The 23,492-nt window shown below is 71.2% G+C and carries 22 protein-coding genes; 8 read left to right on the top strand and 14 right to left on the bottom strand.

Annotation, left to right across the window (positions count from 1 at the left end; genetic code table 11):
• Window positions 1–213: 213 nt before the first annotated feature.
• Entirely contained in the window at window positions 214–1,170 is a 957-nt protein-coding gene (locus tag MWM08_RS04000) for an acetyl-CoA carboxylase carboxyltransferase subunit alpha (protein WP_244458183.1), read from the bottom strand.
• Between the two features lie 129 nt (window positions 1,171–1,299).
• Between MWM08_RS04000 and MWM08_RS03995 the strand changes: the two genes are divergently transcribed.
• A complete protein-coding gene (locus MWM08_RS03995; protein ID WP_244458182.1) occupies window positions 1,300–1,908 on the top strand; it encodes a hypothetical protein in 609 nt (202 codons plus the stop codon).
• Between the two features lie 22 nt (window positions 1,909–1,930).
• On the opposite strand, the gene MWM08_RS03990 is transcribed toward MWM08_RS03995, so the two are convergent.
• Together MWM08_RS03990 and MWM08_RS03985 are read right to left on the bottom strand one after the other, a co-directional pair.
• A complete protein-coding gene (locus tag MWM08_RS03990; RefSeq protein WP_244460056.1) occupies window positions 1,931–2,794 on the bottom strand; it encodes a tyrosine recombinase in 864 nt (287 codons plus the stop codon).
• A gap of 29 nt (window positions 2,795–2,823) precedes the next feature.
• A complete protein-coding gene (locus tag MWM08_RS03985; protein WP_244458181.1) occupies window positions 2,824–2,973 on the bottom strand; it encodes a hypothetical protein in 150 nt (49 codons plus the stop codon).
• 54 nt (window positions 2,974–3,027) lie between these two features.
• On the opposite strand from MWM08_RS03985, the gene aroB reads away from it, so the two are divergent.
• Together aroB and MWM08_RS03975 are read left to right on the top strand one after the other, a co-directional pair.
• Window positions 3,028–4,734 (top strand): 3-dehydroquinate synthase, encoded by a 1,707-nt coding sequence (gene aroB, locus MWM08_RS03980; protein WP_244458180.1) that lies wholly within the window; start codon window positions 3,028–3,030, stop codon window positions 4,732–4,734.
• Between the two features lie 89 nt (window positions 4,735–4,823).
• Window positions 4,824–5,390: a DUF2889 domain-containing protein gene (locus MWM08_RS03975; protein ID WP_244458179.1), complete on the top strand. Its 567-nt coding sequence runs from the start codon at window positions 4,824–4,826 to the stop codon at window positions 5,388–5,390.
• 144 nt (window positions 5,391–5,534) lie between these two features.
• On the opposite strand, the gene MWM08_RS03970 is transcribed toward MWM08_RS03975, so the two are convergent.
• From MWM08_RS03970 to MWM08_RS03960, 3 genes are all read right to left on the bottom strand, one after another.
• Window positions 5,535–6,533, bottom strand: a complete 999-nt coding sequence (locus MWM08_RS03970) for a bifunctional GNAT family N-acetyltransferase/(deoxy)nucleoside triphosphate pyrophosphohydrolase (RefSeq protein WP_244458178.1) — start codon at window positions 6,531–6,533, stop codon at window positions 5,535–5,537.
• A gap of 34 nt (window positions 6,534–6,567) precedes the next feature.
• Window positions 6,568–7,491 (bottom strand): class I SAM-dependent methyltransferase, encoded by a 924-nt coding sequence (locus MWM08_RS03965; protein ID WP_244458177.1) that lies wholly within the window; start codon window positions 7,489–7,491, stop codon window positions 6,568–6,570.
• Window positions 7,492–7,621: 130 nt separating this feature from the next.
• On the bottom strand, window positions 7,622–8,794 hold the full coding sequence (locus tag MWM08_RS03960; RefSeq protein WP_244458176.1) for a glycosyltransferase family 2 protein: 1,173 nt from the start codon (window positions 8,792–8,794) through the stop codon (window positions 7,622–7,624).
• Window positions 8,795–9,012: 218 nt separating this feature from the next.
• On the opposite strand from MWM08_RS03960, the gene MWM08_RS03955 reads away from it, so the two are divergent.
• Together MWM08_RS03955 and MWM08_RS03950 are read left to right on the top strand one after the other, a co-directional pair.
• The gene (locus tag MWM08_RS03955; RefSeq protein ID WP_244458175.1) at window positions 9,013–10,023 is read left to right on the top strand and encodes a Bug family tripartite tricarboxylate transporter substrate binding protein; all 1,011 of its coding nucleotides are present in this window, start codon (window positions 9,013–9,015) and stop codon (window positions 10,021–10,023) included.
• Window positions 10,024–10,080: 57 nt separating this feature from the next.
• Window positions 10,081–10,476: a RidA family protein gene (locus tag MWM08_RS03950; protein WP_244458174.1), complete on the top strand. Its 396-nt coding sequence runs from the start codon at window positions 10,081–10,083 to the stop codon at window positions 10,474–10,476.
• Window positions 10,477–10,523: 47 nt separating this feature from the next.
• On the opposite strand, the gene argJ is transcribed toward MWM08_RS03950, so the two are convergent.
• Entirely contained in the window at window positions 10,524–11,762 is a 1,239-nt protein-coding gene (gene argJ, locus MWM08_RS03945; protein ID WP_244458173.1) for a bifunctional glutamate N-acetyltransferase/amino-acid acetyltransferase ArgJ, read from the bottom strand.
• Window positions 11,763–11,876: 114 nt separating this feature from the next.
• On the bottom strand, window positions 11,877–12,818 hold the full coding sequence (locus MWM08_RS03940) for a peptidylprolyl isomerase (RefSeq protein ID WP_244458172.1): 942 nt from the start codon (window positions 12,816–12,818) through the stop codon (window positions 11,877–11,879).
• Window positions 12,819–13,052: 234 nt separating this feature from the next.
• On the opposite strand from MWM08_RS03940, the gene secA reads away from it, so the two are divergent.
• The 3 genes from secA to MWM08_RS03925 are packed head-to-tail and all read left to right on the top strand — an operon-like array spanning window position 13,053 to window position 16,865.
• The gene (secA, locus tag MWM08_RS03935) at window positions 13,053–15,797 is read left to right on the top strand and encodes a preprotein translocase subunit SecA (protein ID WP_244458171.1); all 2,745 of its coding nucleotides are present in this window, start codon (window positions 13,053–13,055) and stop codon (window positions 15,795–15,797) included.
• Between the two features lie 40 nt (window positions 15,798–15,837).
• Complete coding sequence (locus MWM08_RS03930) at window positions 15,838–16,350, top strand: mismatch-specific DNA-glycosylase (RefSeq protein ID WP_244458170.1); 513 nt, start codon at window positions 15,838–15,840, stop codon at window positions 16,348–16,350.
• Window positions 16,351–16,367: 17 nt separating this feature from the next.
• Entirely contained in the window at window positions 16,368–16,865 is a 498-nt protein-coding gene (locus tag MWM08_RS03925) for a hypothetical protein (protein ID WP_244458169.1), read from the top strand.
• Between the two features lie 14 nt (window positions 16,866–16,879).
• Here the strand turns inward: MWM08_RS03925 and MWM08_RS03920 are convergent, their stop codons facing one another.
• From MWM08_RS03920 to miaB, 6 genes are all read right to left on the bottom strand, one after another.
• Window positions 16,880–17,335 carry a helix-turn-helix domain-containing protein gene (locus tag MWM08_RS03920; RefSeq protein WP_244458168.1) on the bottom strand — a complete coding sequence of 152 codons (456 nt, stop codon included), beginning with the start codon at window positions 17,333–17,335 and terminating at the stop codon, window positions 16,880–16,882.
• A gap of 139 nt (window positions 17,336–17,474) precedes the next feature.
• The gene (gene lnt, locus MWM08_RS03915) at window positions 17,475–19,037 is read right to left on the bottom strand and encodes an apolipoprotein N-acyltransferase (RefSeq protein WP_244458167.1); all 1,563 of its coding nucleotides are present in this window, start codon (window positions 19,035–19,037) and stop codon (window positions 17,475–17,477) included.
• 290 nt (window positions 19,038–19,327) lie between these two features.
• Entirely contained in the window at window positions 19,328–20,227 is a 900-nt protein-coding gene (locus tag MWM08_RS03910) for a hemolysin family protein (RefSeq protein WP_244458166.1), read from the bottom strand.
• 178 nt (window positions 20,228–20,405) lie between these two features.
• Window positions 20,406–20,855, bottom strand: a complete 450-nt coding sequence (gene ybeY, locus MWM08_RS03905; protein ID WP_244458165.1) for an rRNA maturation RNase YbeY — start codon at window positions 20,853–20,855, stop codon at window positions 20,406–20,408.
• Between the two features lie 55 nt (window positions 20,856–20,910).
• Window positions 20,911–21,960, bottom strand: coding sequence for a PhoH family protein (locus MWM08_RS03900; RefSeq protein ID WP_244458164.1), 1,050 nt, complete (start codon window positions 21,958–21,960; stop codon window positions 20,911–20,913).
• Window positions 21,957–23,333, bottom strand: coding sequence for a tRNA (N6-isopentenyl adenosine(37)-C2)-methylthiotransferase MiaB (miaB, locus tag MWM08_RS03895; RefSeq protein WP_244458163.1), 1,377 nt, complete (start codon window positions 23,331–23,333; stop codon window positions 21,957–21,959). Before miaB ends, MWM08_RS03900 begins: the two co-directional genes overlap by 4 nt.
• Between the last annotated feature and the right edge of the window lie 159 nt (window positions 23,334–23,492).

Genomic DNA, 23,492 nt, shown 5'->3' with positions numbered 1-23,492 from the left:
CCTTCGCGGTGCTGCGCGGCCGCTGCCCGCCCCCGTCCGGCATGCGCGCGGGTTCGCCATGCCCCGTGCCGACCTGCCCACGCGGCAGCGGTGCGGGCGGCGAACGGCGAAGATGCGCTGCGTCTGGCGCCCGGGCGGGCTGGTCACCGGCATTCCGATCCCTGTCTGCGCGCCTCGGGCCACGAGCTTGCCACGCCGCGCAGCACGCGGGGCTCAGATGACCCCGCTTCGCCCCATTTCGAGGAATTTCTCGCGTCGGCGCGCGCGCAGCGTGGCGCCATCCAGCTCGACCAGCGGTTCCAGCAGTTCCGAAATGCGTTCGCCCAGCGCCGCAATGGTGCCGATGGCGTCGCGATGCGCCCCGCCCAGCGGTTCGGGCACCACCGCATCCACCAGGTTCAGCTTGCGCAGGTCGTCGGCGGTCAACTTCAGCGCCTCGGCCGCCGTCGCCGCCTGAGCCGAATCGCGCCACAGGATGGAGGCGCAGCCTTCGGGGCTGATCACCGAATAGATCGCGTGCTCCAGCATCACGATGCGGTCGGCGGCGGCCAGCGCGATGGCCCCGCCCGACCCACCCTCCCCGATGATGGTCGCGATGAACGGGACAGGGGCCTCGAGCCCGGCTTCGATCGACCGGGCGATCGCCTCGGCCTGGCCGCGCGCCTCGGCCTCGATGCCCGGGAAGGCGCCGGCGGTATCGACGAAGGACAGGATCGGCAGGCCAAAGCGGCCGGCCAGTTCCATCAGGCGCTTCGCCTTGCGGTAGCCCTCGGGCCGGGCCATGCCGAAATTGTGCTTCACGCGGCTGTCGGTGTCGTGGCCGCGCTCGGTGCCCAGCACCATGACCGCGCGGCCGCGGAAGCGGCCCATGCCGCCGACCACGGCCAGGTCGTCGGCATAGGCGCGGTCGCCGGCGAGCGGCGTGAAGTCCTCGATCAGCGCGTCGATGTAGTCGGTGGCGTGCGGGCGGTCGGGGTGGCGCGCCACCTGTGCCTTCTGCCAGGGCGTGAGCTTGGCGTAGGTGGTCTTGAGCAGCGACTGCGCCTTGTCCCGCAGCTTGCCGACCTCGTCGGCAACGTCGATCCCGCCGGCGTCGGTGGTCCGACGCAGCTCCTCGATCTTGCCCTCCAGCTCGGCGATCGGCTTCTCGAAGTCCAGGAAGTGGCGCATGGCGGCGGGGGGTTAGCGGAATTCCGGGCCGGGCGCGAGACCCCTGGTTGTGGTGGACGGATCGAATCGGTCCCGCCAAGTTCCTCGGCGCCCGTGCAAGCACGACGCTAACCTGCCGCTCCGCAGGAGATGGATTTGCCAGCGCCTCCCGACCGCACCGTCGCCGAACCACCGCTCCAGAGCTTGCTCTGCCGAGCCAGGCTGACCAGGCGGACGATCGCTGCGCTGTCGGTCCTTGCGTTTCCGCTGCCCACACGATCTGCAGTTTTTTCCCATGGGTCGCAGCCGACGGATAGCGCCGCTCGATCGTGGTGGCTGGCGAATTCCGGTCGCCAGCCTGTCAATCCGGACGAGACGGCCTTCGTTTGGCAGGCGGTTCTTGAGATCCTTGGCTTCACCGGCCTGCCTTCGTCCGATGCCATTCCGGAGCGGGTGCAGACCGCATGGTGGTCACCTGACGACGACGCATCCGCCGCGGCGATTATCCTGATCCAGGACCGGGCAGCCGCCGATGATCTGTTCCGTGTCACGGTCGACGTCATGCCGTCGCGCCGCCTGAGGCGGGACATGCTTCGCGTGCGCATCGACCGCATGACGGCAGGCACCCCGGTCCCGGGGGCAACGGCGCATGCTTCGGCAACCGGTTTGGAGCGCAGGATCCTCGATCGGGCCTTTGCGTTGCGAAGCAATGCGCGGCAGGCCGACCCTGCTCGTTGGCCACGTTGGCCGGGCGAATAAGCGGCATCGCGGGACCGGAGGTTCATCGGGCCAGCGGATGGTGCTGCTCCACCAGCGCCTTCAGCCGGTCCTCCAGCACCTTCGTGTAGATCTGCACCGTCGCGATATCGGCATGGCCCAGCAGCACCTGCAGGCTGCGCAGATCCGCCCCGCGCGCCAGCAGATGCGTCGCGAAGGAATGCCGCAGCACATGCGGGCTGACCCGGGCGGGGTCGAGCCCGGCCGCCAGCGCCACCTCCTTGAGCAGCAGGCCGAGCGACTGCCGCGTCAGATGCCCCGATGCGGCGCGGGAGGGAAACAGCCAACGGGCCGCGCGCGGGCCGGCGCGTTCGGCGGCCTCGGTGCGCGCCGCCAGGGCCAGGGTCCGCGCGCGGGCCGAGATCGGCACCAGGCGCTCCTTGCCGCCCTTGCCGCGTACCGCGACCAGGCCTTCCTCGGCCCGCAGCGCGCCGGCAGGCAGGGCGACCAGTTCGCTCGCGCGCAGGCCGGAACAATAGAGCAGTTCGACCACCGCGGCGGCGACCGGGCCGCGCCGGCCTGGCAGCGCGGCCGCGGCATCGATCAGCGATTCGACCTCGGCCTCGCTTAGCGCGCGCGGGAGGCTGGCGGGCAGGCGCGGGCTTTCCAGCAATTCGGTTGGGTCGTCCGGGCGGATGCTCTCGGCCGCCAGGAAACGGTGGAACTGCCGGATGGCGGACAGGCGGCGCGCCTGTGTGCGCGCGGCGAATCCGGCCGCGGCCAGGCTCTCGACCCAGGCGCGCAGCGTGTCGGCATCGGCCGCATGCACCGCGGTGCCGCGCGCGGCGGCGAAGGCGGTGAAATCGGCCAGGTCCGCGGCATAGGCAGCCAGGGTGTTGCGTGCCGCGCCGCGCTCGGCGGCCAGCATTTCCAGGAAGGCCTCGACGTGGCGGGAGGTCACCGCCCCGTGCTGAAGCGGTCGTTCGGCAGGGCGCGCTCGACCGCCTGCGGCGCCACGGCCGGGGGGAAGGCGCCCAGCGCCAACAGCCCGACCGCCACGGCGCCGAGCACCAGCAGCAGGATCAACATGAACGGGCTGCGGGACATCAGGCGCGGCGGCTCCCTCACCGGATTTGCCGTTGTGTGCTAGCCTCCGCCCCCGTGTCGCGCAACTCCGCCCTCGATCTTCCCGACGAAGACCGCCTCGATCCCCACCCCGACCCGGCCCCGCAGCCGGCGGCGGCGCGCGCGGTCGTGCTGGTCGGCATGCCGGGTGCGGGCAAGACCGCCATCGGGCGGCGCCTGGCCGCGCGGCTCGGCCTGCCCTTCCGCGATGCCGATACCGAGATCGAATCGGCCGCCGGCATGCCGATCACGGAAATCTTCGCCCGCTATGGCGAACCGCATTTCCGCGACGGGGAACGGCGCGTCATCACCAGGCTGCTGGCCGGCCCGCCGGTGGTGCTGGCGACCGGCGGCGGCGCCTTCGCCGACCACGCGACGCGCGCGGCCATCAAGCAGTCCGGCGCCGCCACCATCTGGCTGCGTTGCGCCCTGCCCACCCTGCTGCGCCGCGTGGCGGGGCGCGAACATCGCCCGATGTTCCTCAATGCCGACCCGGTCGAGGTGCTGACGCGCCTGATGGCCGCGCGCCACCCCCTGTACGCCGAGGCCGACGTGACCGTGACCTGCACCGACGAAAGCCCGGAGGCGACGACGCGCCGCGTGCAGGATGCGCTGGCCGATGCCGTCCCGCCGACGCGCCTGGCCGTGGGCCTCGGCGAACGCGGCTACGACGTGCTGGTCGGCCCGGGGCTGCTCGGGCGCGCCGGCGGGTTGGTCGCAGGCCTGCTGCCCTCGCGCAAGGTCGTGGTGATCACCGATTCGGCAGTGGGTCCACTGCACCTGCCCGCGCTGCGCGACGGGCTCGAGGCCGCGGGCCTGTCGGTGCTGACCGAGATCGCCGTGCCACCCGGCGAGGGATCGAAGGATCTTGCGCGGTTGTCGGACGTGCTCGAGGCCATGCTCCTGGCCGGGCTCGACCGCCGCACGGCCGTGGTGGCGCTGGGCGGCGGCGTGGTGGGCGACCTGGCCGGCTTCGCGGCCGCCATCGCCATGCGGGGCGTGCCGTTCGTGCAGGTGCCGACCACGCTGCTGGCCCAGGTGGACAGTTCCGTGGGCGGCAAGACCGGGGTGAACCTGAAGGCCGGCAAGAACCTGGCCGGCGCCTTCCACCAGCCGCGCATCGTGCTGGCCGATACCGACACGCTGGCCACGCTCCCGCCACGGGAATTGCGCGCCGGCTATGCCGAGGTGGCCAAGCACGGCCTGCTGCAGGGCCCGTTGTGGGACTGGTGCGAGGCGCATGGCGCGGCGGTGGTGGCGGGCGACACCGCCGCGCTGACCCATGCCGTGGTCGAATCCTGCCGGCTCAAGGCGGATGTGGTGGCCGCCGACGAACGGGAGGAGAGCGCCGAGGGCGGGCGCGCGCTGCTCAACCTCGGCCACACCTTCGGCCATGCGATCGAGGCCGAGGCCGGCTTCGACGGATCGGTCCTGCACGGAGAGGCGGTGGCGGTGGGCCTCGGCCTGGCGGCCGCGCTGTCGGCGCGGCTCGGGCATTGCAGCCAGGAATGGCCCTCGCGCGTGGTGGCGCACCTGGCGGACTGCGGGCTGCCGGCGCGCCTGGCCGACCTGCCGGGGCGCTTCACGGTCGATGCGCTGCTCGGGCGCATGGCAAAGGACAAGAAGAACCGCGACGGGACGATGCGCTTCGTGCTGATGCGCGGGGCCGGGGAGTGCTTCACCAGCGCGGATGTCCCGCGCGCCGCGGTGGAAGGACTGCTGCGCGACGAGGGCGCCGGCTGACCGGCGCCCGCGCGCCCCTGCCACGCCAACACTGGTCTTCGCGCGGCGCCTGCGATACCGGTCATGCTGCACCGCACGCCAGGACCGTCATGCCGCTGTCCGACCCCGCCGCCCGCGAACCCATGCACCGCCGCCAGATCGACATGCACGGCTATCGCCGCGCCGACGGGCTGTTCGACATCGAGGCGCATCTGCTCGACACCAAATCCTATGGCTTCGACAACGAGGAACGCGGCTTCCTGCCGGCCGGCACGCCGCTGCACGGGATGTGGATCCGCCTCACGATCGACGATGACCTGCTGATCCATCACTGCGAGGCGGCGTCCGACCACACGCCCTATGCCATCTGCCCGCAGGCTGCGCCGAATTTCGCGGCGCTGGCGGGGCTGAAGATCGGCCCGGGCTTCAATCGCGCGGTGCAGGAACGCGTGGGCGGCGTGCTGGGGTGCACGCATCTGCGCGAGGTGCTGGCCCAGATGGCGACGGTTGCCTACCAGACGCTGTACCCGGTGCGCCGCGCCAAGGAACAGGCGCGCGAGGAAGCCACCGGCGTGCGGGAGAAGCCGCGCATCATCGGCACCTGCCTGGCCTACAAGCCGGACAGCCCGGTGGTGAAGCTGCGCTGGCCTTGGCTGGCGGAGCAGACGGCCGAATAAGCGCACGCCACCTGTCGGATCGCGCAGCGATCCGGGAGCGCATGGCGCGACCGCGCCCGGGCTTGGGCCGTCAGCAGCTTTCCGCGCATCCGTGCGTGGCACGAAAGCCAAGCCGGCGAAGGCCGGCGCCCGGCGCTTGAGGGCCTACAAGAAATCTCGGAGCAAAGCGACGAGCGGCACATCCGCCGGCGGCATCGCATACTCCGCCAGCTTCTGCGGGCGCACCCAAGCCAGCGCCTGGCCCTCCAGCGGCGTCACCGCACCCTGCCAGCGCCGGCAGAGGAACAGCGGCATCAGCAGGTGGAAGCGCTCGTAGCCATGCGAGGCGAAGGCGAAGGGTGCGAGGCACGCCTCGGTCACGTCGATACCGAGTTCTTCCTTCAGTTCGCGGATCAGCGCGGCTTCCGGCGTCTCGCCCGGGTGCACCTTGCCGCCGGGGAATTCCCACAGGCCGGCCATCGGCTTGCCCTCGGGCCGGCGGGCCAGCAGCACGCGATTGTCTGGGTCGATCAGGCCCACGGCGGCGACCAGCAGGATGGGCTTGCCGCCCGGCGCCGGTTCGGGGCTCGGCACCGCGGCGGCGGGTGCGGGGGCCAGGTCGGCTCGCCCGGCCTCGAAGATCCGCACCGGCATCGCCCCCCCGCGCGAGAGGAAATCCTGCGCGCCGGTGCCGGTCTCGCGGAAGCCGATGCGCGCCAGCACCGTGGCCGATCGCGCATTGTCCACCAGCGCGCTCGCGGTGATGCGGTCGATGTCGAGATTGGCCAGCGCCCAGCGCGCCAGCCGCCCGGCGGCCTCGGGCGCGATGCCCTGGCCCCAGTGGCGCCGGCCGACCCAGTAGCCGAGTTCGGCGGAACGATCCTCGCGGTCGCGCGTCAGGCCACAGCATCCCACCAGCACGTCGTCCTCGCGCCGCGCGATCGCGAGGTGATACGCCTCGTTCGCCGCGATGCGCTCAGCGGTCGAGGCGATCCATTCATCGGCCAGGTCGCGCGGATAGGGGAAGGGCACGCGCGCCAGCGTCTTGGCAACTTCCCAGTCGTTCACCAGGCGGTGCAGTTCGGCGGCATCCCCGGCGCGCAGCGGGCGCAGCAGGAAGCGCGCGGTCTCGAGCGGCGCGAAGGTCACGGCGGAATCGGGCATGGGTGTGCCAGAAACGGCGCCCGCGCGCGCCGCGTCAAGGCTTCCGCGCGACCAGCAGCACGAACATGGGCGCAGCGTTGCGGGGCAGCGGCAGCAGCGCCGCCGCGATGCGCCCGAGCAGCGCCGCGACCGCCAGCGACGCATACCAGGACCGCCGCGCCGCGAACCACGGCCCCTCCGGACGTGCCCTGATCGGCGCCAGGCGCCCCATCCAGTGGATCAGCGGCTGCGCCTGCACGGGCGGCAGCAGGCGCGTCTCCTCGACCACCAGGCCAAGCCGCCCGGCCAGCGCGCGCATCGCCGATTCGCTCCACCAGGACAGGTGATGCGGGGGCGCGTTGAACACGAAGTCCGGGATCGCCGTCATGGCCGAGGGCCAGACCGGCGCACCCAGGATCAGCAGCCCGCCGGGCTTCACGCAGCGCGCCATGTCGGCGGCCAGGCACAACGGGTCGGCCACATGCTCGATGACCTGGAAGGCGACGGCGGCGTCGTAGGCGGCGGGGTGTGCCTCCGCGTGATCGGCGAGGCTTTCGGCCCTCACATCCGTGGCGCGGTCGGCATAGGCGCCGGGGTTGGGGTCGAGCCCCACATAGCACGCGCCCGGCACCAGCCGCGCGAAGGCACCCGCCCCCGCGCCGACTTCCAGCACCGCATCCCCGGCGCGGATGCGCGCCGCGGCATCCGGGTATTCCGCGCGGTCGCGCCCCGCCGCGCGCACCCGCCCCCCGGCATCGAGGCGCCGGTACAGCGCTTCATAGAAGGCGCCGTCGCCTTCCTGCGCCGGGGCAAAGAACACAAGGCCGCAGGGGCTGCGGTAGATGCCAGTGCGCACGGGCGGCGGTGGCGTCGGATCGACCTTGAAGGTCCGGCGCCACAGCCCGCGAAGCAGGGTGGCAGAGACCTCCTGGACCAGCGTGGCGGGCTCGCCGGTGATGGGGCAGGTGCCGGGTGTCACGGCGGGCAAGCCGGCGGCCGAGACTCGCCGCAGCGCTCGGCGCGCCCAGGGCCCGCCGGCGCCACGTTCCGCGCCGGCGCGCCGCAGGCCCATCGCCGGGGCCGGGCATCCCGCACGGACCGCGCCTGCGTCATGCCGCATCACCCGGGACGCGGCGGCGCAGCACGCGCACCTCCTCGGGCCCCAGCACCTCGTAGTCGATGTGGCGCCAGCGGATCACGCGCGTGCGCGCGCTGGTCCAGAACAGTGCGACCACGGCCGGCGCGGTGAGCGGCGCGAGCGCGCCCAGCGCCACCTGCGCCGCGCGCGCCGCGACGCCTTCGCGAATGCCGACCGCGCGCGTCACGCGGTCGTGCAGCACAGCGCGCGCCACACCCACCGCGCCGACCGCCGCGACGAAGCCCAGCGCCAGCCCATCGCCCACGACACCGAGCACAGCGAGCGGCACGACCAGCGCCTCGCCATGCAGCGCTACACCGAGCCACACCCACAGCGACGGCACATAGACGTGCACGATCTGCAACTGCCGTGTCTTGAAGGCGATGGCCTCGCGATCCCCGCCCTCGGGCGGGGTGGGCAGCAGCACCGCGCGGCGCGTCAGCACCCGCAGCCCGAGCGCGCGCGCACGTCGGCTGATCGCACCATCGGTCGAGAAGGTCCGCGCGAGCGCAGTGGCCAGGTCCATCCGCGCCAGCGCATCGCGCGCGATCGCGACCGACCCGCCCCAGACCAGCCCCGAGGCGAGAAACCGCGGCCCCAAGGCCAGCGACCGATCGAGCCAGGCCACCACATGCCGCGCCGGCCCCGCGCCATCCAGCGCATGCCAGCGATACCCCGTCACGACATCCGCGGCACCGTTCAGCGCCGGCGTCGCCAGCCAGGACAGCCAATGCTCCTGCGGCAGGATATCGGCATCGAGCAGCACCAGCGCATCGTCATCCACGTCCACGCGCGCCAGCGCGGCGATCATGTTCGTCGCCTTCTGGCTGCGCGTGTCGTCGAGGCCGGCGACGACGACCTCGACCGGGAAGGGCAGCAGGTGTTCCAGTTCGCGCACCTGCGCCAGCGCCGGGTCGCTCTCGGTCTCCACTGCCACCAGCATGCGGCGCGGCTGCAGCGTCTGGCGCGCGAGTGCCGCGAACAAGGGCGGCAGGCCATCGGTGCGGCCGGTCACGGCCAGCAGCAGCGTGACCCGGCCGGGCACTTCCACCGCCGGCGCCCGGAAGAAGCGCAGGAACCAGATGACGCCGGCAAGCCAGGCACAGGTCGCCAGCAACGCGATCGTGCCCAGGAGCAGCGTCACGCGCCCTTGCCCGCCGACCCGGCCAACGCCATGCCCAACCCCCTGCTCGGCCAGGCCACGCCCGGCATCGCGGCCAGGGTAACCGCGCGGTGGCACGACGGCGACCCGTCCCGCCGCCGATCGCGGAACCGCGCCATGTCGTCGCGCATGTTGCCCGATTGACAGCGCCCGACCGCGTGCCTTGAGTGTGCGATGCAACATTCAAGGCAGGCGACGGCATGATGCGGGCTACGGGCGACGTTACGCCGCTGTTTACCCGGCTGCAGCGCCGCGGGCTCCTGGCCGGTGTCGCGGGTGCCGCGGTCGCGGGGGGTGCCCGGGCGCAGGGTCGCGGCGACGTGGTCAAGATGATCGTGCCCTATGGTGCCGGCAACATCACAGACCAGGTCGCACGGGTCTTCCTCGACCTGCATGGCGTGCGCACGGGCCAGTCCTTCGTCGTCGAGAACCAGCCGGCGGCCGGCGGCACGCTCGGTGCCTTCAACATCGCCCAGAGCGTCGCCGATGGCTCGGTGATGGGCATGATCGCGGCCGCCGCGCTGACCATTGCGCCGCACGCCAACAAGCAGGCCGTGCGCTACGATCCCGTCAACGATTTCGCGCCGGTCGGCGGCGCCTACCTTTCCAGCACCTACCTTGCGGTGAACGCCACCTTGCCGGTGCGCACGCTGGCGGAGCTCGTGGCCTATGCGAAGGCGCGGCCGGCGGACAACCCGATCTTCTACTGTTCGCCCGGCAACGCCACGGTGCCGCACCTGAACATCGAGACGATCTGCCGCGCCTTCGGCTTCACGATGCAGCACGTGCCCTACCGGACCAGCGCCGCGGCGAATACCGACCTGCTGGCGAACCGCGTGCAGGTGACCATGGATTCGGCCTCGATCACCGTGCCGCACATGCAGACGGGGCGGTTGCGGCCGCTGGCGTATAGCGGCCCGACGCGCAGCACCGAATTCCCCGACGTGCCCACCGTCCGCGAAGCGGCGCCGGACGCGCAGATGCTCAATGCCTGGGCCGGCTTCTTCTTCCCCCGGCGCACGCCCGCGGCGATCGTCGCGCGGGCCGCCGAGGCCTTCCACGCAACCGCGGCCGACCCCGCCTTCGCGGAGAAATTGCCGCTGGGTGCCACACCGCTGGTGCTGACGCCGGCCGGGCTGACCGACCGCATCCGGTCGGAGAACGAGCGGCTCGGCCGGCTGATCGCGGCCCTGGGCCTCCCGCAGGACTGACGCAGCGTCGGGCCTGGCGGCCCGGGTAGCGCGACGCAACCGAAGACTGGATATTCCATGGACAGGCAGATCATCACCTCCCCGCGCGTGACGCCGATGCGTTCGGGGGTGAACCACGCGGTGAAGGCGGGCGGCTTCGTCTTCGTCACCGGCGTGACGCCCTTCCGCGGCGCCGAGCGCATGGCGGCCACGATCGACAAGGGGGACCTGGTCGCGCAGGTGCGCCAGGTCATGACGAACATGCAAGCGATCCTGGAGGAAGCCGGCACGTCGCTGGAGAAGGCGGTGAAGATGAACGTCGCGCTGACCGACATGGGCCGCTACGCGGAGTTCGACGCGACCTTCAAGACCTTCTTCAAGGACGGCAACTACCCGGCGCGGCAGACCACGGAATCGGTGCGACTGGCGCATCCGGACTTCCTGGTGTCGATCGACTGCATCGCGGTGGCGTAGCGGTTCACCGGATCGCGGCGCGGCCGCGATCCGGGCAGCGGGCCATTCTAGCTGCGATACGACCCGTTGATGTCGATGTACCCATGCGTCAGGTCACAGGTCCACACGGTGGCGCGGCCCTTGCCGAGCCCTATATCGACGGTGATCTCGACCTCGCGGCCCTTCATGTGTGCCACCACTGGCGTCTCGTCGTAGCCATCCACCACGCCGCCGTCGCGCGCCATCCAGGTGCCGCCCACGGCGATCGACAGCTTGTCGCGATCGGCGGGTTCGCCAGCCTTGCCCACGGCCATGACGATGCGGCCCCAGTTCGCGTCCTCGCCGGCGATGGCGGTCTTCACCAGCGGCGCGTTGGCGATCGACATGGCGATGCGATGGGCGGAGCGCGCTGTCACCGCGCCGGTCACGTCGATGCGGATGAGTTTCTGCGCGCCCTCGCCATCGCGCGCGACCATGAGGGCGAGGTCCATCAGCACCTCGTTCAGCGCGCGGGCGAAGTCCTTCAGGACGGAACCGCCCTCGGTCGGCACGCGCGGGTGCTTCGCCACGCCGGTTGCGAACAGCATGACGGTGTCGGAGGTCGAGGTGTCGGAATCGACCGTGATGCAGTTGAACGACTTGTCGCAGCCCTTCTTGAGCAGCGCCTGCAGCGCGGCGGCCGGGATCTTCGCGTCGGTCGCGAGGAAAGAGAGCATCGTCGCCATGTCGGGCGCGATCATCCCCGACCCCTTGGCGATGCCGGCGATGGTGACGGTGGTGTCGCCGATCTTCGCCGTGCGCGTGGCGGCCTTGGGGAAGGTGTCGGTGGTCATGATGGCGCGCGCGGCGTGGGCGAAGCCGGCCTCGGCCACCGCGCCGAACACCTTGGGCAGGGCGCCGACGAGCTTCTCGGTGGGCAGGCGTTCGCCGATCACGCCGGTCGAGGCCAGGAACACCTCCTTCGGCTTGCAGCCGAGGATGCGCGCGGCCTCGGCGGCGGTGCGCTCGCAGGTCTCGCGCCCGGCCTTGCCGGTGAAGACGTTGGAATTGCCGGACGTGACCACCAAGCCACGCGCCTTGCCGCCCTTGAGGGCGGCGCGCGACCATTCGACCGGCGCGCCGGGGCAACGGTTCTTGGTGAAGACGCCCGCCGCCGTGGTGCCGGCCGGGAAGGCCATGGCCATCACGTCCTCGCGCGCGCGGTAGCGGATCTCGGCCATGCCGGTGGCGACCTGCACGCCAGGCACGGGCGGCATCTCGGGCATCGGCAGCGCGAGGGGGGAGACGGGAAGGGCCTGTCCGGCCATGGCGTTTCCTCGTTCGTCTTGGTCGTTGATCAGCGCCGCTGCGGCGCGCCGCCGCGGCAGTCCTGGACGGATGAGCGGGTGGCGCGGCAGGCCGGCGCAGGCATGGTCAGCCGCTCAGCGCCGTTGCGGTGCGGGCGCGGCGGGTCGCGCCGGCGCCGCCGGCGCGGGCGGTTCGGCCGTATCGATCGCCCGCGGCGCGGTGCCATCGAGGTTGAAGCGCTCGATCCGCGCCTCGGCCCGGGCGCGCTCGACCGCACCCTGCACTTCAGCCTCCATGAGTTGCTGGCGCAGCGCCTGCGACACCTCCTCGAAGGGCGGGGGGGCCGCGGTGCGGCGTTCCTCGACCTTGATGACATGCCAGCCGAAGGGCGAACGGACCGGGTTCTCGCTGACCTGGCCAGGCTGCAGCTGGAAGGCGGCCTCGGCGAATTCGGGCACCATGTCGGCGCGGCGGAAGAAGCCGAGGTCCCCGCCTTCGCGCGCGCCCGGGCCGGTGGACCGGCGCTGCGCGACCGCCATGAAGTCCGCACCGCCGCGAATTTCCGCCAGAGCGGCGCGGGCCTCCGATTCGGTGGGCACCAGGATGTGGCGGGCGCGGACTTCCTCCTCGGCGGGGCGGCCGGCGATCTCGCGGTCGTAGCGGGCGCGCACGGCGGCATCGTCGACTCGGGCGGCGATCTCGCGGCTCAGCCAGGCCTGCTGGAGTTCCTGTTCCTCGGCGCGGCGGATGCGCGCGCGGACCTCCGCATCCTGGTCGAGCCGCGCGCGGCGGGCGGCGGCGGTCACCGCGCGCCCGGCGATCATCTGGTCGAGCAGCAGCGGGTAGAGCATCTGCGTGGGTGCGCCGCGCAGTTCCTCCGGCAGGTCACGCACCGCCGAGGCCAGGTCGGACAGCAGGATGGGTTCGCCATCGACGCGCGCCACCACCGGGTCCCCCGGCGGGGTCGCGGGGGCGGGTTGCGGCGCGGGCTGGCCGAAGGCGGGCGCGATGGACAGGGCGACCGCCAGGGCGAGCCCCGCGCGAAGGGGGTGGGCAAGGCGGGGGCGAAGCGTCATGGGCTCTCGGGTCCGGGGAAGCGCGGAAGATGGCGGAAGCGTCACGGCGCCACAAGGCGGGGAAGGCCCGGCGGCGTTGACCCGGGGGGTGGCGGCGCCTATCTCTGCCGGGGCCGCGCCGCGACCCGCCTGGACCCGCCCGGTCCGGCCGTGCGCGGCGCGAGACGAGTCCGCGCCCCTCCCGTGGGGCGATGCTCGACCGGGCCGCCCGCCCGACGGAGACCGACACCCGCGATGTTCGCCCGCCTTGCCGCTGCCATTTTCGGTACGTCCAACGACCGCGCGCTGAAGCGCTACCAGGCGCGCGTGCCCGCCATCAACGCGCTCGAACCCCGCATGCAGGCGCTGTCGGACGAAGCGCTGGCCAACCAGACCGTGCTGTTCCGCGAACGCCTGGCGAAGGGCGAGAGCCTGGACGACATCCTGCCTGAGGCCTTCGCCACCGTGCGCGAAGCGGCGCGGCGCGTGCTCGGCCTGCGGCACTTCGACGTGCAGATGATCGGCGGCATGGTGCTGCACGAGGGCAAGATCGCCGAGATGAAGACCGGCGAGGGCAAGACCCTGGTCGCGACACTGCCGGTGTATCTGAACGCCCTGCCCGCCAAGGGCGTGCATGTGGTCACGGTGAACGACTACCTCGCCACCCGCGACGCGGAATGGATGGGGAAGATCTATACCTTCCTGGGCCTGACGGTCGGCACCATCGTGCACGGCCTGACGGATGATGAACGCCGCGCGTCCTACGCCTGCGACATCACCTACGGCACCAACAACGAATACGGCTTCGATTACCTGCGCGACAACATGAAGTACCGCCTGGAGGACATGGTCCAGCGGGATTTCGCCTACGGCATCGTGGACGAGGTCGACTCCATCCTGGTCGATGAGGCGCGCACGCCGCTGATCATCAGCGGGCCGACCGATGATTCGTCGGATCTTTATCGCACCGTGAACGAGGTGGTGAAGGACCTCGTCAAGGACGAGACCACCTTCGAGAAGGACGAGAAGCAGCGCACCGTCACGCTGACCGAGGCCGGCAGCGAGCGGGTCGAGCAGATGCTGAAGGATGCGGGGCTGGTCACCGAAGGCGACCTGTACGACATCGTCAACGTCTCCGTCGTGCACCACCTGAACCAGAGCCTTCGCGCGCACACGCTGTTCAAGCGCGATGTCGAATACGTCGTGCGCGACGATAAGATCGTCATCATCGACGAATTCACAGGCCGCATGATGGAAGGCCGGCGCTATTCGGACGGGCTGCACCAGGCGCTGGAAGCCAAGGAATACGTGACCGTCCAGCCTGAAAACCAGACGCTGGCTTCCATCACCTTCCAGAACTATTTCCGGCTGTATCCGAAGCTCGCGGGCATGACCGGCACGGCCTCGACCGAAGCGGACGAATTCGCCGAGATCTATAAGCTCGAGGTGGTCGAGATCCCGACCAACGTGCCGGTGGCACGCGAGGATTCCGACGACGAGGTGTATCGCTCGGCGGCCGAGAAGTACGAGGCGGTGGCCGTGCTGATCGCCGAGGCGCGCGAGCGCGGCCAGCCGGTGCTGGTCGGCACCACCAGCATCGAGAAGTCCGAACTCATCTCCTCGCTGCTGAAGAAGAAGAACGTCCCGCACCAGGTGCTGAACGCCCGCTACCACGAGCAGGAGGCCGGCATCGTCGCGCAGGCCGGCCGCCCGGGCGCCGTGACCATCGCGACCAACATGGCCGGCCGCGGCACCGACATCCAGCTGGGCGGCAACTACGAGATGCTGGCGCGCCACGAGGCCGGCACGAATGAGGGCGAGGCCTACGAGGCCGCGGTCATCAAGCACAAGGCCGAGGTCGAGGCGGTGCGCCCGGCGGTTAAGGCCGCCGGCGGGCTGTTCGTGATCGGCACGGAACGCCATGAATCGCGGCGCATCGACAACCAGCTGCGCGGCCGCTCGGGCCGGCAGGGCGATCCCGGCGCGTCGCGCTTCTTCCTGTCGCTGGAAGACGACCTGATGCGCATCTTCGGCTCCGACCGCATGGGAGGGATGCTGCAGAAGCTCGGCCTCAAGGACGGCGAGGCGATCGTCCATCCCTGGATCAACAAGGCGCTCGAGAAGGCGCAGAAGAAGGTCGAGGCGCGCAACTTCGACATGCGCAAGAACCTTCTCAAATACGACGACGTCATGAACGACCAGCGCAAGGAAGTGTATTCACAGCGCCGCGCCTTCATGATGGCCGACGAGGTGTCGGAGACGGTGCAGGAGATGCGCCGCGAGACCATCGGCGACCTGGTCGCCCGCTGCATCCCCGAGAACGCCTATCCGGAACAGTGGGACCTCGAGACGCTGCAGCGCCAGGTGCAGGACGTGCTGAACCTCGATGTCCCGGTCGCCGACTGGGCGAAGGAGGAAGGCATCGACGACGACGCGGTGCGTGACCGCCTCGAGGAAGCCGCCGATCGCGCCTACGCCGCGCGCGCCGCCAATGTCGGCCCCGAGATCATGCGCCAGGTCGAGAAGTCGCTGCTGCTGCAGGTGTTCGACCAGGTGTGGAAGGAACACCTGCTGGCGTTGGATCACCTGCGCCAGGGCATCGGGCTGCGCGCCTATGGCCAGCGCGACCCGCTGAACGAATACAAGTCCGAGGCCTTCGCGCTGTTCAACGGCATGCTGTCGGACCTGCGCGAGCGCGTGACGTCGCTGCTGCTGCGGATCGAACTGCGCCCGGATGCGCCGCCGCCTTCACCGGAGGGAATCGGCTTCCTGGACATGCGCCACCCGGACCCGGCCATGGCGGCCGCGGAGCTCGAAATGGCGAATAGCGGCGGCACCACCTACGAGGCGGTGCCGATGGCGATCGGGACCGCCGCGCCGCGCCCGATCGCGGAGGGGGTGGACCCGAACGACCCCGCCACCTGGCACCGCACCCCGCGCAACGCGCCCTGCCCCTGCGGGTCGGGCAAGAAGTACAAGGTCTGCCACGGGCGGGCGTGACCCCGCGCCGCCCGTTGCCCGGCCGCGAACGCGCCTGACGATGCCGGCGGCGATCCTCCCGGACCTGCTGCGACCCGGGCTGCGCCTGGTGTTCTGCGGCACCGCCGCGGGGGCGGCTTCGGCCGCGCGCGGGGCCTACTACGCCGGGCGAGGCAACCGCTTCTGGCCGATCCTGGCCGCGGCGGGCCTGACACCACGGCGCCTGGCACCCGAGGAATTCGCCGTGCTCGACAGGTGGGGCATCGGCCTGACCGATATCGCCAAGCATGTCTCGGGCAACGATGCGGACCTGCCGCGCGGCGCGCTCGACGCGACGGACCTCAGGCGGCGCCTGCGCGTGGCGAAGCCCGCGATGATCGCGTTCAATGGAAAGGCGGCGGCGGCAGCGGCGCTCGGTCGACCGTCGCGCGGGATCGCCTTTGGGCCGCAGGCGTCAGCGCCGGAGCTGCCGCCCGCCTGGGTATTGCCGTCGACCTCGGGGGCTGCCGGCGGCTCCTGGGATGCGGCGCACTGGATGGCGCTCGGCCGATGGTTCCACGAGGGAGAGACATGATGCGTCGTGCGACGGGCATGCGACGCACAGCCGGCCTGGCGCGACCGCGCTGGATCGTTGCGGCGGTCCTTGTGGTCGCGGCGGCCGCGCCGTCCGCCGCCCATGCGCATTGGGAATTCACGCGCTGGGGCATGACCGAGCGCCAGGTTGCCGCCGCCGTGCGCAATGCCGGCACCGTCCGCACGCTGCCACCAGCGGAACGACGACCGGTGCCTGGCGCGCGCATGGAATACCGTGCCGCAGGCGAATTTCGTGCCGGTACGCTGCGACTGACGGTCGCCTTCGCCTTCGATGCGCGCAATGGCGGGCTGGTCTGCGTCTCCGCGCGCGGCGAGGCGACCCAGGCCGAGGCGCTGCGCGCCCGGCTCGAGAGAGAGTTCGGGCCACCGCAGGAACGCGGGCGAGATCCGGTGAGCGGGACGGTGACGCTGGGCTGGACGCGGCCCGACGAGATCGATCTCCAGATCACGCCAGGGCAGCCGGTGGTGCTGCTACAGTGCGCGCGCGGGGTCTGACCCGCGCGGCCGTGTCACTCGGTCGGCGAAAGCGTCTTGATGAGGTCGAAAACGCGCTTGCGCACCGACGGGTCGGTGATGCGGTAGTAGGCGCGCACCAGTTCCAGCGTCTCGCGCCGGTGCAGCGTGTCGTCCTCGAAGCCGTCCTGGCCCTCGGCGAAGCCGAAGGCGGCGCCGCGGGAACGGTTGGCGGCATTGCCCCCCAGTTCCGGCGCCATGTCGTCGAAAAAGAAGCCGATCGGCACATCCAGCACGCGCGCCAGGTCAAACAGACGGCTGGCGCCGATGCGATTCACGCCGCGTTCATATTTCTGGATCTGCTGGAAGGTCAGCCCGAGCGCCTCGCCCAGTTTCTCCTGGCTCATGCCCAGGAGGGTTCGGCGCAGGCGAACGCGCGTCCCGACATGCACGTCGATCGGGCTGGCCCGATGCTCGCGCTCGACGCGCTCCACGGTCTCGTCACTCGCCATCCGGACCTCCGCACCCCGCATCTGTATACGCGCCCTTCGCCAACAGGTAAGTCAGGCATTAACGCCCATTCAGTGTCGCAGGAATAGGCGGGGCTTCATCTTTCGTCAACTCTTTTTCTTATTCTCGGAAATTGAGACATCACAATGCCGTTAGCCGCTCCGCACCTCGCCCCGCGCGCGGCGTCCGCCGTCCCAGCCACCACCCAAGGGCGAGAACACCGAACGCAAAAGTGATCGGCGTCACAAGACCGAGCCGCGCGAAGGGCGTCGCTTCACGCGCCGCGGGCAAAAGCGCCTGCAACACGCCGGTTTCGCCCAGTTCCGTCCGCGCAACCTCCCGCCCGCGTGCATCAAAGACTGCCGAGACACCCGTCTGCGCCGCCCGCGCCAGCGGCAGCCCTTCCTCGACCGCGCGCAGCCGCGCCGCCGCCAGGTGCTGCCAGGGACCGGCCGAAATGCCGAACCACGCGTCGTTCGTGACGTTGACCAGCCAGGCCGGACGTTCCGCTGGCACAACCTGCGCGGGAAAAATCACCTCGTAGCAGATCAGCCCCCCGAAGGGCGGCACCCAGCCCGCGCGCACCGTCCGCAGCGATTCGCCGGGCGTGAAGTCCATGCCCCCCTGCACGAGCCGGATCGGCAGCAGCCCCGACAGCGGCATGTACTCGCCGAAAGGCACCAGGTGGACCTTGTCCGCCACGCCGCGCACCGCGCCCGCGGGGTCGATCGCCACAAGGGAATTGAACACGCGCCGCGCCCGGCCGTCGGAGCCGCGCTCCGCCCGCACCGTGCCGGTCAGCAGCATGGCGCGCTGCGGCAGGGCGCCCGCCACCAACTGGCGTACCTCCGGGTCGTCGGCCAGCAGGAAGGGCACCGCGGTCTCAGGCCAGATGACGACCAGGCCGTGGTCCTCGGGCAGGTCGCGCAGCGCGGCCAGCGCCGCCTCCCGCGTACCCTCGATGTAGCGGCGCAGGATGGGGATTCGGCTTTCCTCGCGCCATTTCACCTCCTGCGCCACATTGCCCTGAACGATCAGGATGCCGACGGGTTGAGGCGCAGGTTCAGCCGGCCACAGGCGCAACACCCCGAACAGGGCGAAGCCGGCCACCACCGCCGCGCCGCCCGCCATCGCGCGCCAGCCCAGCAACGGCGTCGCCGCCACCAGCACCGTCGCCAGCGACAGTCCATGCACGCCGACCCAGGCCGCCCCTTGCACCGGCAATGCGCCGAAGGCCCAGACCGTGCCCAGAAGGTTCCACGGGAAACCCGTGAAGACCCACCCCCGCAGCAGCTCGAACAGGACAAAGCCACCCGCGAAGACCAGCACGCGCGGCCATCCCGCCCGCACCCGCACCGCGAGCGCAGTGGGCGCCGCCACGAACACCGCCAGCGGCAGCGCCAGCGCCGGCACCGCAATGGGCACCAGCCACCAGAAGCGATCCACCTCGGTCAGGATCGCATGCGTGATCCAGTACAGCCCGGCGGCAAAGAACCCCCACCCCCAGGCAAACCCCACCCAGAAGGCGAGCCGCCACCCGCCGGCCCCGGCCATCACCAACAACCCCGGCACCGCCACCAACAACACCGGCACCAGATGCACCGGCGGCAAGGCAAGCGCCGCCAAGGCCCCCAACCCCACCGCCGTGACCCACATCCGCCACCCCCGGCGTGCGGCGAGGTGACCCAGGAAACGATCCCACATGCGGCAGCGTCCTAGCAGGGGCGGGGCGGGGCCGCGAAGGCGTGGGGTGAACCGGGAGGGCTCTGCCCTCCCGGACCCTCCCGCCGGGGGCATACGTGCCCCCGGACCCGCGGTGAGTGAAGGGCTGGTTGGGAGGAGGGGCTCGACGGCGGCACTGACGCGACGGGCGCGCTATGCCCCTCCTCCCAATCAGCCCTTTGACACAGGGTCTGGGAGGCGGTTGCCTCCCAGCGGGGGGTCCGGGGGGCTGGCCCCCCGGTCACCCTGCGCCACCCGGCCACGCCCAGCCCCTACTCGGCAGCCGCGCGCGTGGGGTTCGTTCCGGGTGGTCGCACCCGCAGCCGGCGGATGCGGCGGGGGTCGGCTTCGAGGATGCGGAATTCGAGGCCGGAGGGGTGTGAGACGAGTTCGCCCTTGGCTGGGACCCGGCCCGCCAGGGTGAAGACCAGGCCGCCGACGGTGTCGATGTCGGCGGCGCGTTCCTCGTCGGTCAGGATCTGGCCCAGTTTGGCTTCGAAGGCTTCGACCGGCATGCGGGCGTCGAGTTCGATCGTCCCGTCCGGCCGTTCCATCATTTGTGGCGTGGCGTCCTCGTCGTGTTCGTCGGAGATGTCGCCGACGATGGTCTCCACCAGGTCCTCAATAGTGACCAGCCCGTCGATGCCGCCGTACTCGTCAACCACCAGCGCCATGTGGGTGCGCTGCTGGCGCATCTGCAGCAGCAGGTCGAGCACGGGGATGGACGGCACCACGAACAGCGGCTTGCGTTCGATCGACTTCAGGCTGAACGGGCCCGGTTTCCCGACCGCGGCGAATACATCCTTGATGTGCACCATGCCGGCGATGTCATCGAGGCTTTCGCGATAGACCGGGTAGCGCGAGTGCCCGTCGCGCTGGATCAGCGCGATCGCCTGTTCGAGGCTGTAGTCCTCGGGCATGGCCATGATGTCGGCGCGCGGCACCATGACGTCGTAGGCGGTCGTGCCGCGCAGGCGCAGCACGTTGGACAGCAGGGCGCGTTCGTGGGTGTCGAGGTCGTTGGCGTCGGGTTCGTGGCCGTCGGCCTCGCGCTTGTCCTCGCTGCCGCCGATCAGTTCGCCGACGCGGTCGCGGACGGATTCCGCCTCCTTGCGGCGCAGCATGCCCTGGAGCTTCCAGAACAGCCCGGGGCGCGACGAGACGTCGCTCATTGTTCTGCGCCCTCAAGCGCCGGGCGCCGGCATTCGCCGGCGTGGCTTGCGCGCCGTGCAACGGTGCGACGGGCGCCGCGGATGGTTTGGGCGCGGTCACGCCGTGCGCTCCCGGATCGCGTCAGGCCGCGATCCGATTCCTGTGACGATGGCCGGCCCGCCGGGTGGTCCGGGTCCCTCATGACACGCCCCGCCACGGATTGGGCAGGCCTAGGCGGCGCATCACGCGGGCCTCGGCGCGTTCCATGCGGCGGGCCTCGCCGGCCTCGATGTGGTCGTGGCCGGCCAGGTGCAGCGCGCCATGCGCGACCAGGTGGGCCAGGTGGGCTGCGGCGTTGCGGCCGGCCTCGCGCGCCTCGCGCCGCACAACGCCCAGCGCCAGCGCCACGTCGCCCAGTTGCCCAGGCGCACCGGCCGGGAAGGACAGCACGTTGGTCGGCTTCGCCTTGGATCTGTGGGTGCCGTTCAGGCGCTTTACCGAGGCGTCGTCGGCCAGCAGCACGGTGATGGCACCGGCGGCGCCCGCTTCGCGCAGCGCAGCCCGAACGGCCCGGCGCGCCAGCGCCTCGGGCCGTTTCACGGCGGCGCGCCAGCCTGGCGCCGCCAGGATCACCGAGATGTCGTCCATCTCCTGCGATCCGTTCCGAAGCCCGGCCCCGCCAATGTGGCGGGAGCCGGGACGGCTACTTCCCGGTTCCATACCTCTCCTTCTTCGCCCGATTCTGGTCGTCGGCCCGCCCATAGGCGGCGACGATCCGGGCCACGAGCGGGTGCCTTACCACATCCCGCTCGGCAAATCTCGCGACTCCGATGCCGTCCACCCCGTCCAGGATGCGCAGCGCCTCCGACAGCCCCGAGGGCTGGCCATTCGGCAGGTCCACCTGGGTCGGGTCGCCGGTGATGACCATGCGCGACCCCTCCCCCATGCGGGTCAGGAACATCTTGATCTGGGCGGGCGTGGTGTTCTGAGCCTCATCGAGGATGCAGTAGGCGTGCGCCAGCGTCCGGCCGCGCATGAAGGCGAGGGGGGCAATCTCGATCTCCCCGGCGTCGATCCGGCGCTTCACCTGTTCGCCCGGCAGCATGTCGTGCAGCGCGTCGTACAGCGGGCGCAGGTAGGGATCGACCTTCTCCTTCATGTCGCCCGGCAGGAAGCCGAGGCGTTCGCCGGCCTCGACAGCGGGGCGGGAGAGCACGATGCGGTCGACCCGCCCGGTCTGCAGCAGCGCAACACCCTGCGCGACCGCCAGATAGGTCTTGCCGGTGCCGGCCGGGCCGATCCCGAACACCATTTCGCGGCGCGCCAGCATGTCGATATAGGCGGCCTGGGCCGGGGACCGCGGGGCTATGGCACCCTTGCGGGTGCGGATGGCCGGCAGGTCGGCCAGCGGCAGGCGGGGTTCACCCAGTTCCGCTCCGCCTTCGGCCAGTCGCAGGGCGGCCTCGACCTCGGCGGTGCCGACATGCTGGCCCTGTTCGAGCCGTTTCCACAGCGCCAGCAGCGCCGCCTCCGCCATTTCCGTCCGGTCCGCCCCGCCGGAGATCGCGATGCGATTCCCCCGCGAAGCCAGGCGCACGCCGAGCACCTGCTCGATCCGCGCCAAATGCCGGTCGTGTTCCCCGTGCAGGGCCGCCAGCAGGATGTTGTCGTCGAATTGCAGTGTGACCGATCTCTGTTCGATCTGGCCGCGGGGGTCGGAGGCGCGGAGGGCGAGGCTGTGGGTGGCGGTCAAGCGGCTGGTCTCTCCCTGGTTGTCGCGTGGCTGGGCGTACCGATAACGCCCGAAAGGGAATTGGGATGCCCGGCGGTGATCGCCACCCGCACCACCTGGCCGGTCAGGCTGGCGGGGCCGTCGAAATGCACCGGGTTCAGCCAGGGCGTGCGCCCGGCCATCTGGCCCGGATGGCGGCCGGGGCCGGTGACGAGCACCTCGGCCAGCATCCCGGCGCGGGATCGGTTGAAGGCGGCCTGTTGGTCGCGCAGCAGCGCCTGGATCTCGGCGAGGCGCGCATCCTTGGTGGCTTCGTCGACCTGCCCGGCCATGGTCGCGGCCGGGGTGCCGGGGCGGGCCGAATACTTGAACGAGAAGGCCTGCGCGAAGCCCACGTCGCGGATCAGCGCCACGGTGGCGCCATGGTCGGCGTCGGTCTCGCCCGGATGGCCGGCGATGATGTCGGTGGACAAGGCAAGGTCCGGCCGCGCGGCGCGCAGGCGTTCGACCAACCGGCGGTAGTCATCCGCCGTGTGGCCGCGGTTCATCGCCTTCAGGATGCGGTCGGACCCGGACTGCACCGGCAGATGCAGGAAGGGCATCAGCGCCGGTGTGTCGCCATGCGCCGCGATCAGATCCGCATCCATGTCGCGCGGATGCGACGTCGTGTAGCGGATGCGCGCCAGTCGCGGGATTTCTGCCAGTTGCCGCACCAGCCGGCCGAGCGTCCACGGGCGGCCATCCGGCCCCTCGCCATGCCAGGCGTTCACATTCTGGCCGAGCAAGGTCAGTTCGCGCGCGCCCAGCGAGACCAGCCGTTCGGCTTCCGCCACGATCTTCGCCACCGGGCGCGAGTATTCCGACCCGCGCGTATAGGGCACGACGCAGAAGGAACAGAACTTGTCGCAGCCCTCCTGCACGGTCAGGAAGGCCGTGACACCCTGCGGTGCCGCCGTCTCGGGCAGGTGGTCGAACTTGTCCTCGGCGGGGAAGTCGGTCTCGATCACGGCCCCCGCAGCGCGGGAGGCACGCGCCACCATCTCCGGCAACCGATGGTAGGATTGCGGGCCGAGCACGATGTCCACCCAGGGCGCACGGGCGGTGATCTCGGCCCCCTCGGCCTGGGCGACGCAGCCGGCCACCGCGATGACCATGTCGCCGCCGCGTTCCCGCTTGGCCTCGCGCAGGCGGCCGAGGTCGGAGAACACCTTCTCGGTCGCCTTCTCGCGGATGTGGCAGGTGTTGAGGATGACCATGTCGGCCTCCTCCACCTGCTCCGTGGGCGCATAGCCGAGCGGCGCCAGCACATCCGCCATGCGGGTGCTGTCGTACACGTTCATCTGGCAGCCCCAGGTGCGGATCAGCAGGCGCTTCCGGGGGGTGGCGTCGGTCATCGGGGGTCAGGCTCCGCTCGCCCCGCCGCGCTGGGTGCGGCAGGGATCGGCGGGGGACATGCGCACCAGGGCGGTGCGGGTCAAGCGACCGTTGGCCCGAAGCGGATCATGGGAGCAAGCGTGGCGGGCCGCGTCGCGTCGGGTCAAGCGCTGTCTCGA

The organism is Roseomonas fluvialis, assembly GCF_022846615.1.
Classification (GTDB): Bacteria; Pseudomonadota; Alphaproteobacteria; order Acetobacterales; family Acetobacteraceae; genus Neoroseomonas; species Neoroseomonas fluvialis.
The sequence above is the reverse complement of the archived record's forward strand: the minus strand, read 5'-3'. Positions and strand labels throughout refer to the sequence as shown.

Coding starts and splice junctions, on each gene's coding strand:
- argJ (WP_244458173.1), bottom strand. CDS start 11,762: ATGGCCGGACAGGCCCTTCCCGTCTCCCCCCTCGCGCTGCCGATGCCC.
- MWM08_RS03995 (WP_244458182.1), top strand. CDS start 1,300: ATGGATTTGCCAGCGCCTCCCGACCGCACCGTCGCCGAACCACCGCTC.
- MWM08_RS03920 (WP_244458168.1), bottom strand. CDS start 17,335: ATGGCGAGTGACGAGACCGTGGAGCGCGTCGAGCGCGAGCATCGGGCC.
- miaB (WP_244458163.1), bottom strand. CDS start 23,333: ATGACCGACGCCACCCCCCGGAAGCGCCTGCTGATCCGCACCTGGGGC.
- MWM08_RS03950 (WP_244458174.1), top strand. CDS start 10,081: ATGGACAGGCAGATCATCACCTCCCCGCGCGTGACGCCGATGCGTTCG.
- secA (WP_244458171.1), top strand. CDS start 13,053: ATGTTCGCCCGCCTTGCCGCTGCCATTTTCGGTACGTCCAACGACCGC.
- MWM08_RS04000 (WP_244458183.1), bottom strand. CDS start 1,170: ATGCGCCACTTCCTGGACTTCGAGAAGCCGATCGCCGAGCTGGAGGGC.
- MWM08_RS03955 (WP_244458175.1), top strand. CDS start 9,013: ATGATGCGGGCTACGGGCGACGTTACGCCGCTGTTTACCCGGCTGCAG.
- MWM08_RS03970 (WP_244458178.1), bottom strand. CDS start 6,533: ATGCCCGATTCCGCCGTGACCTTCGCGCCGCTCGAGACCGCGCGCTTC.
- MWM08_RS03940 (WP_244458172.1), bottom strand. CDS start 12,818: ATGACGCTTCGCCCCCGCCTTGCCCACCCCCTTCGCGCGGGGCTCGCC.
- MWM08_RS03975 (WP_244458179.1), top strand. CDS start 4,824: ATGCCGCTGTCCGACCCCGCCGCCCGCGAACCCATGCACCGCCGCCAG.
- MWM08_RS03990 (WP_244460056.1), bottom strand. CDS start 2,794: ATGCTGGCCGCCGAGCGCGGCGCGGCACGCAACACCCTGGCTGCCTAT.
- MWM08_RS03910 (WP_244458166.1), bottom strand. CDS start 20,227: ATGAGCGACGTCTCGTCGCGCCCCGGGCTGTTCTGGAAGCTCCAGGGC.
- ybeY (WP_244458165.1), bottom strand. CDS start 20,855: ATGGACGACATCTCGGTGATCCTGGCGGCGCCAGGCTGGCGCGCCGCC.
- MWM08_RS03985 (WP_244458181.1), bottom strand. CDS start 2,973: ATGTCCCGCAGCCCGTTCATGTTGATCCTGCTGCTGGTGCTCGGCGCC.
- MWM08_RS03925 (WP_244458169.1), top strand. CDS start 16,368: ATGCGACGCACAGCCGGCCTGGCGCGACCGCGCTGGATCGTTGCGGCG.
- MWM08_RS03930 (WP_244458170.1), top strand. CDS start 15,838: ATGCCGGCGGCGATCCTCCCGGACCTGCTGCGACCCGGGCTGCGCCTG.
- lnt (WP_244458167.1), bottom strand. CDS start 19,037: ATGTGGGATCGTTTCCTGGGTCACCTCGCCGCACGCCGGGGGTGGCGG.